Below are 11,938 nucleotides of genomic sequence, written 5' to 3' on the forward strand. Positions count from 1 at the left end.
TCTCCTACGAGGGGTCGGTGTCGAGCGGTCGGGCAACCCGTAGAGACTACAGGCGACGCACTCACCACGGAGAACGGCGGGAAACGAATGGGCAACCAGGTCCAGGTGACCGACCAGCTGCACGACTACATGGTGGCGCACGGGATGCCGCTTGACGAGATCGCGACCGAGCTGGTCGCCGAGACGCAGAAGCTGGGCTCGGCCGCGGTGATGCTGACCACCGCCGACCAGGCCGCGCTGCTGACCACTCTGACCCGGCTGATCTCGGCCCGGCGCGCGGTCGAGATCGGCACCTTCACCGGCTTCTCGGCGCTGGCGATCGCCCGCGGTCTGCCCGACGACGGCCGGCTGATCTGCCTGGACGTCAGCGACGAGTGGACGTCGATCGGCCGCCGGTACTGGGAGCGGGCCGGCGTCGCGGACAAGATCGAGCTGCGGATCGGCGATGCGCACCAGTCCGTCGCCGAGCTCGACGGCGAGTTCGACCTGGCCTTCGTCGACGCCGACAAGCCCGGCTACATCGAGTACTTCGAGCAGTTGCTGCCGCGGATCCGGCCCAACGGGCTGCTGCTGTTCGACAACACGCTGGCCGGCGGCCGGGTGGTCGGGGTTCACGACGAGGACCCGGTCGACCGCAAGGAGTTCAACGCGCACATCGCCCGCGACGAGCGCGTCGACGTGGTGATGCTCGGCATCGGCGACGGGCTGACGCTGGTCCGCAAGCGATGACGAAGAAGGCTGCCCGGCTGGCGGTGACCGGCCTGCGGCACCTGTACGCCGACCGGCCGGTGATCGAGGACCTGACCTTCAGCCTCGCCGCCGGCCGAGCGGTCGCGCTGGTCGGACCGAACGGCGCAGGCAAGACGACCGTGCTGCGCTGCATCGTCGGCGCGCACGAGCCCGCCGCCGGGACGATCCTGCTGGACGGCGTACCGATCGACGAACGGGCCGAGGTCGTACGCCGTGACGTCGCCGCGCTGCTCGACGACCTGGACTTCTTCCCGGACCTGACCGCCGCCGAGCACCTCGACCTGCTCGCTCGCGCGCACGGCAACCCGGAGCCGGAGGATCTCGTCGACACGTTGCTGGACGACGTCGGACTGCTCGCGGCGGCCGACCAGCTGCCGGGCTCGCTGTCGTCCGGGCAGCGCCGCCGGCTCGCGCTGGCGACCACGCTCGTCCGCCCGCGCAAGCTGCTCGTGCTCGACGAACCGGAGCAGCGGCTGGACACCGCCGGTGTCGCATGGCTGGCCGAACGTCTGCAGGAGGAGAAGAAGGCGGGCACGTCGGTGATCTTCGCCAGTCACGATCCGGACCTGGTGGAGGCCGTGGCGGACGACACCGTCGAACTCACCCCGCTCGCGTGAGCGCCGCCGACGGGCCGGTGGTTTTCGACCCGGCCGACTTCGGTCCGATCCCGCGCTCGGCGGAACTGCGCAAGTGGATTCGCAAGGTCCGCCGCGGCAAGGCGGACCGCACGTTCTGGCAGCAGTTCGAGGACGTCTACCTGGTGGTCTTCGCGCTGGCGATGCTCGGCGCGACGGGCGGCAACGTCGTACGGCACCTGAACGAGAACTCGGCCTCGTGCACGAAGTCGTCCTGTCTGCTGGTGCTCGACTACGTCCCGCTGATCCTGCTCCCGCTGCTGGTGGCGGGCATGCTGCGGATTCTGCTCAGCGTCGGCCCGGTGTCGGGCTCGCGGGCCACTGGGTTCTGGTTGCTGGCGACGCCGTTGGATCGGGGCGCGGTGCTGATGCCGGCGTACCGCCTGGTGATCGTTGTCGCGGCGGTGCTGGGGGCGCTGTTCGCGGTGGTCGGCTTCGCGGTGTTCGGGGCGTCGCTGTGGTTCGTCGTCGAGGCGACGATGGTCTCGACCGCGCTGCTGGTGTGCGTCGCCTGCGCGACGGTGTGGGCCCAGCAGTCGCCGAGGGCAACCAAGTGGGCGCTGCGGATCGCGGACGGCTTCCTCGTGCTTGCGGCGATTCCGGCGGTTGGGCTGGCGGTGGAGTCGCGGCAGGACGCGGCCTTCTCGCAGTCGGATCCGGAGAACGTGCTGATCGGTAGGGCGTACAGCATCGGAGGTCCTTCCGGCGGCCTGTCGATCCAGCAGCAGCGTGCTCTCGTCATCGGAACGCTCGGCTTGGTCGTGGCGGTGGCCGCGGTGCTGATGACGGCTCGGTCGCTGCGGCGGCTGCCCAAGCCGTCCGTGGTGGCCGGCGGCGAGTTGCTGGCCGGGATGGCCGGCGCGGCGATCACCATGGACGTCAGCCTGCTTGCCGACGTCGTCGCCGGGCGGCACTGGCGGACTGTCGGCCGGCTGAAGTCTCGGCGCGGGCGTGGGGAGCGGGTGCAGGCGATCATCCATCGGGAGTTCCGACGGGTGCTGCGCTGGCCGCGGCGGCTGATCGTGGGCGCTGGACTGCTGGTGGTCCCGTACGCCGTGGCCGGCACCGGGTACGACGTACTGGTGCCGCTGGCGGCGGCCTTCGCCGGATTCGCGGCGACGCGGCCGTTGATGGACGGGCTCCGGTCGGTGTGCCGATCGACCGGGCTGGTGCGCGCGCTCGGAATGGACCTGCGTGATCTGCGCGTCGCGATGGCCGTCGTGCCGGGGGCCTTCGTTCTGCTGTGGACGACGGCTGCCGCACCGGCGCTGGGTGACGCGCCGACGGCCTTCGCGGTCGCGGCCGGGATTCTGTGCGGGGTCGTCCGGCAGGCGTCCGCCCGCCCGCCGTCGTACGCGGGCCCGCTGGTTGCCTCGCCGATGGGGGCGATTCCGCCGGGGCTGTTCTCGCAGCCGATCCGTGGGTTCGACCTACTGTTGCTGTGTTTGTTGCCGGTCCTGTTCGATCTGAGTCCGCTGTGGCGCTACGCGATTCCGGGGGCCGTTCTCGCGATCATGTTCTCGGTGCGGCCGAAAACCGCGTGAGATCTCGGTGAAACTCCCCGTCGCTAGGGTCGGCCGGAGCACTGTCGGCGACGGGGGATCGTGATGTCTGTGAAGCACGGCGCCGACGAGCTGGTTGACGCCTATCTGGCCTACCTGCGCAGGGCCGCCGAGCCGCTGCCGGAGATTCGACGGGCCGCGCTGGTAATGGAGGTCGAGTCGCAGATTGCCGAGGAGCGCGCCGCGGTCGCTGAGTCGCCGGAGCAGGTCAAGGCGATCCTCGCCCGGATCGGCGACCCCGACGACCTGGTGGCGGCGAGGACCGAAGGCCTGGTCTTGGTCGACCGGATCCAGCCGCGGTATCGCAGCCGCGACGTAGCGGCGCTGTTGCTGCTGCCCTTCGGTGGTTTCGTTGCCCTGGTCGGCTGGCTCGCCGGCGTCGCACTGCTGTGGACCTCGGACCGCTGGACCCGCGAGGAAAAGATCCTCGGCACCCTCGTGCTGCCCTTCGGCTACCTACCTGTGGCGATGCTGGGGAACCTCTACGGCAGGGCCTGCCGAACCGACCCCGAGGGCGCAATCCTGAGCTGCGGCGCCTACAGCCATCCAGAGTGGTTCTTGGCGCCAGTCCTGATCGCGCTGTCCGCAGCGCCGCTGGCAATGCTGTTTGTCTTGGTCAAAACCGCGCGTCCGGGTCGCTCAACTGCGCCTCCCGGATAAGCCACTTGCGCTCAACCGCAGCCGGTACGTCGACCTTGTGGTGCCGCGCGAGCAACAACAACTGACACAACACATCGGCGAACTCCAGCTCGAAGTCCTCGCGGATCTCCTCCGAACTCAGTCCCTTGGTCCTGGCGCGGCCCGTGACCTGGAGGTAGGACTGAGTCAGCTCGCCAAGCTCCTCCTGCAACTTGAGCAGAAACCAGTCGCCGTCCCGCTCGATGCCGAGGTGTTCGCCGTACCGGGCGGAGATACGTTCGGCCCGGTCGGCCAGTTCGCTGATGTCCACCGAACCAGCCAACCAGACGGAACCGACACGGCCGCGGTCGAGGCCGTCGGGCCGGCCCATCGAACCCCCGCCGGCGCCGACCGCACGCACGCGGCCCAACCCTCGCCGGGTGCGCAGAACATTTCTCCGGCTCGAGTCGCCGACGGGCCGACCGCGGCGCACTCCGCCAACACAGCACGGCTCCGCCGCCAACACCTCCAGTGCGGCACGGTTCGAATGCGACGACGCACTGCCGACGCCGCGCGTGCGGCACCTGCCGACGCCGCACGCGCGGCGCCCCACCGATGCAGCTCGGCTCGGCCGCGGCGCTCTGCCCAAGCAGCACGGTCGCGCGTTGCCAACGCAGCACGCTGGGCGCGTCGCCGATGCAGCACGGCGGCCGCAGCGCGCTGCCCAAGCAGCACGGTGGCGGATTGCCGGTACGGCACACGGGGAGCGCCGCCGATGGAGTGCGGCTCGGACGCGGCGCTTTGCCGAACAGCGCACGGAGCCTGCCAGCGGGCCACGCCCGGCGCATCGCCGACACAGCACCGCACGTGCTGCTGCGCATTGCCCGAGTAACAGAGCGACGCATTGCCGACGCGGCATGCCCCGGCGCAGCACGGACGCCCGGCGCACCGCCCAAATGCAGCGCGGCTCGGCTGCAGCGCACTGCACAAGCACCACGGTGGCGTATCACCGAAGTAGCACAGGCGGCGCGCGCCGATGCAGCACGGCACGCCCGCGACGCTCTCCGAAGCTGCGCACGGCGCCTGCCGACGGGGCCATGCCCGACACACCGCCGACACAGCACCGCTCGGCCGCAGCGCGCTGCCTGAGCAGCACGGCGGCGGATTGCCGATGCGGCCCTCGGCGCACCGCTGGCGCAGCACAGCACGCTGGGCACACCGCCAATACAGCACGGCGCGGTTTCGGCGCACTGCTGACGCACTAGTGGCGCCTGCCGACGCGACACCCCAGGCGCATCGTCGATGCAGCACGGCTCGGGCGCACTACCCGAGCAGCACGGCGGCGCAGCACGTGGGACGCCGCCGATCTAGTTCAGCTCGGCCCCGGCCGCTCTACCGAAGCAGTGCACGGCGCCTGCCGACGTGGCAGGGCCGAGGCAGCACGGCACGCCGCCGTACGTCAATGCAGCACGGCACGCACGGGGCACCGCCAAACGGCAGCACGGGACGCACGCGTCAGCCAAGGCAGCACGGCGCGCACGGCGCACCGCCACGGCAGCACGGCTGGCGTGCTGCTGACCAGCAATAAGCCCCGGGGCGGGGATCAGGCAGCGGTGGATGGCGGGTCCTTGGACGGCTTGGTGGGGTTGGACCAGGTGGGGCGGGTGTAGTGCGGGCGGCCGTTCTGGAAGTGGAGGGACCAGTGGCCTTGGTGGACTGCGATGTGGTTGGTTTTGCAGAGCAACGCGAGGTTGGTGATGTTGGTGGGGCCGCCGTCTGCCCAGTGGATGATGTGGTGGGCGTCGCACATTGCTGCGGGGGCTGTGCAGATGACGCAGCCGTTGTCGCGGGTGTTGAGGGCGTGGCGGAGGGCTCGGGTGACGAAGCGGTGTTCGGTGCCGACGTCTAGTGGTTCGGAGGTGCTGCCCAGGACCATGGGGATGATGCCGGCGTCGCAGGCGATGCGGCGTACTGCCGAGGCTGACAGGGTGGCGCCGGAGTCCAGGAGGGCTGTGCCGGTTTTGGATATCAGGTGGTTGAGGTCGATGGTGACGGTCAGGTGGGGCTTGATGTCGCCGTGGGCGGGGGCCGCTGAGCCGGTGGCTGCGGCGGTGGTGAGGATTTGGGTCAGTGCGTCGGCCTGGCGTTTGCCTCGGCTTCGGGGATCGCGTTCGCCGTCGGTGGTCAGGAAGGGGCGGGCGCCGGCGAAGATCAGGGTCTGGAACAGCTCGGCGTGGTCGCCGGCGAGGTAGCCGCCGAATTCGACGCCGAGGTCGCCGCGCTTGAGCCACAGGGTTTCGGCGGCCAGGGCACGGGCCTCGGCGGGTTCTGTGCCGTCGGTGTCCAGTCTGTCGCGGACCTGCTTGCCCAGGGTGCGGAGGTCGGCGGGGCTGAGGGTTTGGGCGGCTTGGAGCATTTGTTGTTCGGCGACTCGCAGGGTCTCGACGGGGACCATGGCGGCGGTTGGGATTCGCTCAAGTGCCGTGACGATGGCTTCGGCTTGCGCTGGGTGCAGGGTCGGCGGCTCGGAGAGACTGTGGTCGGTGGAGGTCAACGCCGCTTGGACTTCGGGGTATTTCGGGAGCGCCGTCGCCAGGCGGAGATCCCGGCGGACCTCGCGGGCGTCCAGGCGGTGGCGCAACGCGATGAGTTCCGCGGTGTCACGGGCGCCGAGTTCGGACGCGTGGCCGTTGGCGTCGAGGGCGGCCAGGAGCTCGAGTCGGTAGGTCTGGAGGCGCGCGAGGTCAGCCTGGACCGCGTCGAGGGCGGCCAGCATGTCGCTGCCGTTCATCGACCAGATCGGCCGTGCGCCCCCGATTCGTCATATCGACAACTCTGCACCACGCCGCCGACAGTTTTGGTCCGGATCCCTTGTGGGGCAGGATTCAGGGATCCTTGGTGAATCTGCCACCACTGTTCGCGCTCGCCGACCGCCGCAAGGCAGTGGGCACCGTCCTACTTCGGGACCTCTTTGCTTTGCTGCTCGACGAACCAACTCGCCAGCGCGGCGGTCACCGTGCCGACGAGGGCGATGCCGGCGAGCATCAGACCCACGCCCACGATCCGGCCCTCGCTGGTGGTGGGGAAGTGGTCGCCGTAGCCGACCGTTGTCACCGTCGTGGTGGCCCACCAGAGCGCGTCACCGCTGAACAACCCGCCGTTTTTAGTTGCCTGGTGCAACCGGGTGCCCTGGGCCCAACCTCGCCCCAGGACACCCGGATCAGCACATCACCAACCGTTGTTGGCGAAGCTGTGTCCCAGGATGACCTGGTCGAACGTGTTGCCGTCGTTGTCGTCGGTGTACGCCACGGCGACTTCCGACCACGGGGACACCGCGACGGCCAGTTGTTCCTGGCGGCCGGTGGTGGCCTGGCTGAGGCGTTGGGCGGACAGGCGGCCGGTGTCTGTGCCGTTGGGGCCGAAGCCGCGGAGCCAGACGTCGAGGTCCGTGGCCTGGACGGTCCAGCCGACGACCGTGTTGGCCTGGTCGTCGATGCCGATGGACGGAAGCTTCACGCCCGTCGCCACCTGGACGTCCGCATGGCGGGCGGCGCCGGTGGAGGTGAAGGAGCGCGTCGCGCCCGTCGTACCCGCTTCCCAGGCAACAGCGAAGTCGCCGTTGAAGTTGGCCGCGACGCTTGCGCGGGTCTGCTCGCCGGTGAGTGTGGCGTTCGCCGTACGGCGGGAGAGGTTGACCGCGCCGTTCGTCCGAGCCAGCCGGACCAACCCCACGTCGTACGACGCGTTGGCGTCACCGTCGCCGTCCCAGACCACCACCGCATCGCCGGACGCCGACACCGCGACGTCCGGGTTGTGGTGCTGCCCGGTCGTCGCCGAGGCGGTCACCTCCCAGGCGCGCGTGGTCGGACCGGTGAACCCGGCCGCCTTGATCGTCGCCGGCGTACCGGTCTGGATGTCCTCCCAGGCGACGGTGAACGCGACGGCCGCGGTCGTCGGAGCGCCGTCCGGGTCGACGGCGACGCGCGGCTTGATCTGCTGGCCGTCCGAGCTGGTGTTGGCACTGCCGGACGCCGTCACGGTACCGGCGGTGTTCAGCACCCGGTACGGGATGTTGTAGTAGCCGTTGCCGTCCGGGTCGTCGGCCCACACGACGACCGCGTTGCCCTTGTCGTCCAGGCCGACGTCCGGCGTCAGGTGACGCCAGTTGGTGACTCCACTGCCGCCCGCGGCCGACAGCTTCTTCTCGTAGACCGCGGTGCCGTTGCGGAACAGCCGAAGGTAGATCTCGCTGTGTGCGTTGTCGTCCGCGCCGGCGGTGTCGCGGTCGTCCTCCCAGACCACCGCGACGTACCCGGTCCGGTTGGTCGCGATCGCCGGGCCGTCCTGGTCGCCGGTGGAGTCGCTGTTCGCGGTCACCCACGTCGGTGCCGCGACAGCGGCCGGTGCCGCCTGAGCGGTCAGTACGCCGGTCGCGCCGACCAGCACCGACGCGACGGTGATCCCCAGAAGCTTGTGCATGTCCGTTCCCCCTCAGACCGTCTGCAGGCCGGGACGGCCCTCTTCGACGACGAACGACTTCACGGTGGTCGCCGCGGCGCCGTGCTCGGAGACCTTGGCGACTGCCCGGAAGTCCGCGCGCAGCTGCGTCGGGCTGAACGTCGTCCGCACGTACCCGCGCCGGTTGTGGTAGAACTTCAGCCACGGGTTCGTGCCGACGTCCGGGATCGTGGTCGCGCCGTCGCCGTCGCCACCGGAGGAGACCGAGCTGGTGACCAGCTCGGCGCCGATCACCGCCGACGCCGGGTTGTTGTAGTCGGCAACCAAGTTGCTGGCCCAGGCACGGTGCACGTCTCCGGTCAGCACGAGCGGGTTGCGTACGCCGCGATCGACCCAGCCCTGCTGGAACCGCGCTCGCGAGGCGCGGTAGCCGTCCCACGAGTCCATGCTCGCGCCGGTCGAGTTGAACCGTCGCGCGAAGAACACCTGCTGGCCGATCACGTCCCACGTCGCGGTCCGCTGGGCCAGGTTGTTGAGCAGCCAGGTCTCCTGCGCGTTGCCGGGCAGGCTGCGAGTGGCCAGATCGGCGTCCGAGCAGACCTTCCAGCCGTCGCCACAGGCCTGGTCGTTGCGGTACTGCCGCGTGTCGAGCATGTGGAAGCTGGCCAGCTTGCCCCACGGCAGCCTGCGGTAGAGCGGGATGCTCGCGCCGCTCGGAGCCTGTGCCGGACGCAACGGCATGTTCTCGTAGTACGCCTTGTACGCCGCGGTCTGGCGCGCGGTCCACTGCGCGGCGGTCAGCGCCGGCGTGCTGTCGGCCCGGATGTTGCCGGCCCGGTTGTTCTCGACCTCGTGGTCGTCCGGTACGACGATCCACGGCGCGGCCGCGTGCGCCGCCTGGAGATCGGGGTCGGACTTGTACTGCGCGTACCGGCGGCGGTAGTCGGCCAGCGACACGATCTCCGACGTCCCGGCGTGCAGCCGCGGGCGGCCCGTCGTCGCGCCGTACTCGTAGATGTAGTCGCCCAGGTGCAGGATGACGCCCGGGTTGTCCTCGGCCATCCGCCGGTACACGGTGAAGTAGCCCTCTTCGTAGTGCGAGCACGAGGTGAACGCCATCACCAGGTCGCGCCCGTTGGTGCCGGGCGCAGGCGCGGTCCGGGTCCGGCCGACGGGGGAGAGGTGGCCCTGGGCGCGGAAGCGGTAGTAGTAGTCGGCATCCGGGCTGAGACCACCGGCGACGACGTGGACGGAGTGGGCGGCGGCGTACGTCGCGGTGACGGACCCGGACGCGACCAGGGTGGTGAAGCGGTCGTCGGTGGAGACCTGCCAGTCGACCACCACGTTGGCGTTCGCCATGCCGCCTTGACCGTCGGCGTTCAGCGGAGAGGGCGCGAGACGGGTCCAGAGCACGACGCTGGTCGCGTCGGGTTCACCCGATGCGACCCCGAGCTGGAACGGATAGGGGACGGCGGCCGTGGCGTTGATGACGCTGGAGTACGCGGGCACAGCAGCGGCACCAGCCGCTGCCAGCCCACCGAGCACAAAGGATCTACGACTGATCGGAGTCATGGTCTCACCTTCGGAACGGGGCGGAAAGTTCGTTCCTATGGTGAGACCATGACTGTAACTTTTCTACAGCAGAGCGTGAACTTCTAAGGGTAATTGACCCACTGGGCGACGTTGGTGCTCGAGTTCGACGGTCCGCCGGTGTTGTTGATGACGTGCGCGATCGTGCCGCGGCCGCCGAGCGAGACGGTGACCATGTTGTGGAACTTGACGCCCGCCTTGTTCGGCACTTCGAAGGCGCGCTCGGCGACGATGCTCGCGTCACTGGTGAAGACGCAGTAGCTGCCGAGCCCCCACGCCTCGTGCGTGGTGACCGAGTCCGCCACCTTGTACGCGGCGTACCCGCGGGTCGAGCCGTTCATCCAGGCGGCCTGGTTCGGCGGGTCGTACGGCATCTCGTTCTGGTAGAAGTACGTCCGGCCGCCGTTGCCGTTCCAGATCGTTTGGTACTTCTGGTAGTGCTCGACGAACAGCCCGTACGCCGTGACGTCGTCGCCGTTCACGACCAGACCGACGTCCGCGGTGTTGGTGTTCCAGCCGACGCCGATGGAGTGGTCACCGCGCCACAGCCACGCGTGGTCGAGGATCACGTTGTCGCTGTTGATCCGCAGCGTCTCGGTCGCCTTGCCGACCGCCGAGCCGCCGATCCGGAAGTACACGTCGTGCAGCGACGTCGGGTTCGCGCTGTGGTTGGCCGACGAGCCCGTCGGGCCGACCTCCATCAGCAGCGCCGAGTTCGTCGGCGCCGCGTCGATGAGCACGCCGGCCACCTTGACGCCGTCCACGTCGGCGACGGTGATCGCACTGTTGCCGTTGGTCGGCATCAGCGTGGCCAGGCCGAGGCCGAGCACGACCGTGTCCGGCCGGGTGATGCGCAGCGGCTCGGACAGCCGGAAGATGCCCGGGGTGAACAGGAGATTCTTGCCTGAGGCAAGCTCCGCGTTCAGTGTCGCGGCCAAGACGCCCGGCTTCGCGATGTAGAACTGGCTGATCGGCAGCGACTGGCCGGCCGGGGTCCCGTTGGTCCAGCTCGGGCCGGCCGTGTTCGCCTTCAGCGCCGGGACGAACACCTGGTAGGCGCCCGCGTTGTCGACGTACAGGTAGGGCTTCTCGCGAATGATCGGGGTCTGCGCGACCTTCGTGTACGGCGGGTTCGGGAAGGTGCCGGCCGGCGCGTTCTGGGCGCCGACGAACACCATGTTCCAGTTCTGCCCGGTCCAGCTGCCCCAGTTGGTGTTGCGGGACAGCCACTGCTGCTGGCTGCCGGAGCGGACCTGGCCGTCGACCAGGGTGTCGGCCATGAAGCCGCCGCTGGCCCAGCCGCCGTCGTCGAGCGCGAGGTTGCCCTTCAGGTGCATTCGGCGGTACGCCGACGCCTGGCTGACCGCCCATCGGTCGAGCCCGCCGGGCGGGGTGACGGTGAGCCCTTCGGCGCCGCGCCAGAAGTTGTGCGTCGCGTTCTGCGGCGGGAACCAGTCGGCCTCGACGTGCACCGCGCCGTTGATGTTCACGCTGCCCGGCGTCAGGCCGAGGCCGGCGACCTGGGTGAAGAAGCCGACGTTGGCGCTGACGTTGTAGCTGCCGGGCTTGAACAGCAGCGCGTACCGCTGTTCGCCGTACTGGTTCTCCTCCTGCTGGGTGAACACCTGGTCGAGCCGCGACTGGATCTGGCTGGCCGGCATCGACGGGTCGAAGACCGAGACGTTCGGGCCGAGGTCCGGCGTACCGGGTGGGTTGGTCGGGGGCGTGCCGTCCACGGGGCTGATCCTGAACGATTGGGCGGCGCTGCCGTTGCAGGTGTACTGCTGCAGCTGGACGCTGTCCGCGGTGGAGGCGGACGGCACATCGAGGCACTTGCCGCTGTGGCGGTTGACGAGGTGGTAGGCGCCGTCGGCCTCCTCGACCGGGCGCCACTGCTGGTTGTTTCCGTTGCCATAGGCCCACAACTGGATCAGCGCGCTGTCGGCGGTGGAGACGTTCGTGACGTCCAGCACCTGGCTCGCGGCGTTGCGCGCGTTGATCCGCACGTAGCCGTCGGTGGTGGGCTGGAACTGCCACTGCTGGGCGGTGCTGCTGTTGCAGGTGTACTGCTGGACGGCGGTGCCGTTGGCGGTCGCGGCCGCGCGCGCGTCGACGCACTTGCCGCTGTGCTTGGCGGTGACCGTGTTCCAGCCGGTGGGGGAGATGGCGGCGGTGGCGTCCGGTGAGTTCACCACTGTCAGGGTGGTGGCGGCGACGGCGGCCACCGTCGCCGCGGCGATCGCGGCGAACCGCCGGTTGCGGGCACGCGGGGGCGGACGGAGTGGGGCGACTCCAGGCATGCGGGACTCTCCTTGGTGAGGGTGA

Annotated in this window: 10 protein-coding genes; 4 read left to right on the top strand and 6 right to left on the bottom strand. The window is 69.8% G+C overall.

Features of this window, described 5'->3' with window-relative positions; genetic code table 11:
- Positions 1-87 precede the first annotated feature (87 nt).
- The 4 genes from ACQPXM_RS15340 (at position 88) to ACQPXM_RS15355 (ending at position 3,607) form a co-directional block, all read left to right on the top strand.
- The gene (locus ACQPXM_RS15340; protein ID WP_432949029.1) at positions 88-729 is read left to right on the top strand and encodes an O-methyltransferase; all 642 of its coding nucleotides are present in this window, start codon (positions 88-90) and stop codon (positions 727-729) included.
- A complete protein-coding gene (locus tag ACQPXM_RS15345) occupies positions 726-1,367 on the top strand; it encodes an ABC transporter ATP-binding protein (protein ID WP_432949031.1) in 642 nt (213 codons plus the stop codon). The genes ACQPXM_RS15340 and ACQPXM_RS15345 overlap by 4 nt, the downstream gene beginning before the upstream one ends.
- The gene (locus ACQPXM_RS15350; protein WP_432949033.1) at positions 1,364-2,929 is read left to right on the top strand and encodes a DUF6297 family protein; all 1,566 of its coding nucleotides are present in this window, start codon (positions 1,364-1,366) and stop codon (positions 2,927-2,929) included. The genes ACQPXM_RS15345 and ACQPXM_RS15350 overlap by 4 nt, the downstream gene beginning before the upstream one ends.
- A gap of 63 nt (positions 2,930-2,992) precedes the next feature.
- On the top strand, positions 2,993-3,607 hold the full coding sequence (locus ACQPXM_RS15355) for an HAAS signaling domain-containing protein (protein WP_432949035.1): 615 nt from the start codon (positions 2,993-2,995) through the stop codon (positions 3,605-3,607).
- On the opposite strand, the gene ACQPXM_RS15360 is transcribed toward ACQPXM_RS15355, so the two are convergent.
- The 6 genes from ACQPXM_RS15360 to ACQPXM_RS15385 form a co-directional block, all read right to left on the bottom strand.
- On the bottom strand, positions 3,564-3,986 hold the full coding sequence (locus tag ACQPXM_RS15360) for a pyrophosphatase (protein ID WP_432949037.1): 423 nt from the start codon (positions 3,984-3,986) through the stop codon (positions 3,564-3,566). The genes ACQPXM_RS15355 and ACQPXM_RS15360 overlap by 44 nt on opposite strands.
- A gap of 1,182 nt (positions 3,987-5,168) precedes the next feature.
- Complete coding sequence (locus ACQPXM_RS15365; protein ID WP_432949039.1) at positions 5,169-6,356, bottom strand: DUF222 domain-containing protein; 1,188 nt, start codon at positions 6,354-6,356, stop codon at positions 5,169-5,171.
- Between the two features lie 164 nt (positions 6,357-6,520).
- Entirely contained in the window at positions 6,521-6,718 is a 198-nt protein-coding gene (locus tag ACQPXM_RS15370) for a potassium channel family protein (RefSeq protein ID WP_432949041.1), read from the bottom strand.
- A gap of 75 nt (positions 6,719-6,793) precedes the next feature.
- Positions 6,794-8,044, bottom strand: coding sequence for a hypothetical protein (locus ACQPXM_RS15375; RefSeq protein WP_432949043.1), 1,251 nt, complete (start codon positions 8,042-8,044; stop codon positions 6,794-6,796).
- Between the two features lie 12 nt (positions 8,045-8,056).
- The gene (locus ACQPXM_RS15380) at positions 8,057-9,595 is read right to left on the bottom strand and encodes an alkaline phosphatase D family protein (protein WP_432949045.1); all 1,539 of its coding nucleotides are present in this window, start codon (positions 9,593-9,595) and stop codon (positions 8,057-8,059) included.
- 83 nt (positions 9,596-9,678) lie between these two features.
- A complete protein-coding gene (locus ACQPXM_RS15385; RefSeq protein WP_432949047.1) occupies positions 9,679-11,913 on the bottom strand; it encodes an RICIN domain-containing protein in 2,235 nt (744 codons plus the stop codon).
- Between the last annotated feature and the right edge of the window lie 25 nt (positions 11,914-11,938).

The organism is Kribbella sp. CA-253562, assembly GCF_050942265.1.
Lineage (GTDB): Bacteria > Actinomycetota > Actinomycetes > Propionibacteriales > Kribbellaceae > Kribbella.